The organism is Pseudomonas sp. SIMBA_068 (genome assembly GCF_046534705.1).
Classification (GTDB): domain Bacteria; phylum Pseudomonadota; class Gammaproteobacteria; order Pseudomonadales; family Pseudomonadaceae; genus Aquipseudomonas; species Aquipseudomonas putida.
The window spans coordinates 1-234 of the sequence record NZ_JAWRYI010001711.1; the positions used below are offsets into that span (position 1 = coordinate 1).

The window sequence follows — 234 nt, forward strand, 5'->3', positions numbered from 1 at the left end:
TGGCTTCCAGTGCCTGCAAAGTGCCCATAACCCCGACCACCGGGCCAACCACGCCCGCCGTGCGGCAGTTGCGTTCTGGCTCCTGGTTATCTGGCCACAGGCAGCGGTAACACCCCTGCTCCCAGGGCGGCGTCAGTACCATCAACTGACCGCCAAATCCGACCGCGCTGGCGGTGATAAGCGGCGTGTTGAGTGCCACGCAGGCGGCATTAATCTCCTGGCGAGTCGCCATAT

Annotated in this window: 1 protein-coding gene; it reads right to left on the bottom strand. The window is 63.7% G+C overall.

The window, feature by feature from the left end; all coding sequences use genetic code 11:
* Nucleotides 1-234, bottom strand: a 234-nt coding sequence (locus SB756_RS35585; protein WP_410913948.1) for a ThiF family adenylyltransferase, incomplete at both ends; no start/stop codon positions are given.